The following is a 1538-nucleotide window of genomic DNA, read 5'->3' as shown; positions in this document are numbered from 1 at the left end:
GAAGTGATGCATCATGAAGTCCGGGCGTATCTGACGGGACAGGCGGAGACGCTGCCGGCACCGGTGCCGTTCCGTAATCTGGTGGCCCAGGCCCGGTTGGGGGTAAGCCAGGAGGCGCATACTCATTTTTTCACGGAAATGCTGGCGGACGTGGCGGAGCCGACACTGCCGTTTGGTTTGGCGGAGGTGTATCGTGACGGCTCGCAGGTGACGGAATCCCACCGGATGTTGTCCGCGGAGCTGAATAGCCGTCTGCGCCGTCACGCCCGGCAGTTGGGTGTCAGTCTGGCGACGTTGTGCCATTTGGCCTGGGCGCAGGTCTTGGCGCGCACCAGCGGACAGGAAAACGTGGTGTTCGGCACCGTATTGTTCGGGCGTATGGCGGCGGGTGAAGGGATGGACAGCGGGCTGGGGCTGTTTATTAATACCTTGCCGCTGCGGTTAGATATGGATGATACGCCGGTACGGGAGAGCGTACAGCAGGCTCATACCCGACTGGCCGGATTATTGGCGCATGAGCATGCGTCACTGGCGCTGGCCCAGCGATGCAGCGGCATTGACAACGCAATCCCGCTCTTCAGTGCCCTGTTGAACTACCGGCATAATGATGTGTCAGCCATATCCGATAAGTGGATAAGCGGGATTGAGTTTATTGGCGGGCAGGAACGGACTAACTACCCCTTCGTACTGTCGGTGGAGGATTTTGGTGGTTCTCTGGGGCTGACGGCACAGACGGTTCAGCCGTTTGCGCCGGAGCGGGTATGCGATTATATGCAGCAGGCGCTGGAAAGCCTGGCGGACGCGCTGGAGCACGCCCCGGACAGGCCGGTTCGGGCATTGGACATCCTGCCGGAAACGGAACGGACCTTATTACTAACAACCTGGAATGCAACGGAAACGCCGTATCCTGAAGCCTTGTGCATCCATCAGTTGTTTGAACAACAGGCGGCGAAAACCCCGGCTGCCATCGCTGTGGTGTATGAAGACCAGGCCCTCAGTTATGCGGAACTCAATGCCTGTGCCAACCGGCTGGCCCGTCGGCTCATTGAGCAGGGGGTCCGTCCCGGTGGGCATGTTGCGCTGTTGCTGGAACGTTCGGTGGCGCTGGTGGTAGCCCAACTGGCTGTTCTTAAAGCCGGCGCGGTTTATGTGCCCATTGATCCGGGTGTGCCGGATGAGCGGAAGCACTGGATGCTACATGATTGTGCTGCTCAGTTGCTGCTTACCGATAATCAAATGGACATACCGGCCAATCTGGCTGTGCCGTTGTTGCGTCTTTCGGATGAGGAAAATACCGGCAGTGAGCAAGTAAATAGTAATCTTGAGCTGCCAGGCGCCAGTGCTGAACCCGCGTATATCATGTACACTTCCGGCTCCACCGGTACCCCAAAAGGAGTGCTGGTGTCGCACCGTGCGGTCGTCCGGCTGGTTATCAATAATAACTATGCGGAAGTCAGTCCGGCAGACCGGGTGGCTTTTACCGCGAATCCGGCATTTGATGCCAGCACGTTTGAGGTTTGGGCCCCGCTGCTTAACGG

Annotated in this window: 1 protein-coding gene; it reads left to right on the top strand. The window is 58.6% G+C overall.

Annotation, left to right across the window (positions count from 1 at the left end):
- On the top strand, positions 1-1538 hold a 1538-nt coding region (locus tag ACGF7G_RS22270; protein WP_387468456.1), incomplete at both ends, for an AMP-binding protein.

Origin of the sequence: Photorhabdus sp. RM323S, assembly GCF_042879375.1 — a bacterium.
Taxonomy (GTDB): domain Bacteria; phylum Pseudomonadota; class Gammaproteobacteria; order Enterobacterales; family Enterobacteriaceae; genus Photorhabdus; species Photorhabdus tasmaniensis.
The sequence above is the reverse complement of the archived record's forward strand: the minus strand, read 5'-3'. Positions and strand labels throughout refer to the sequence as shown.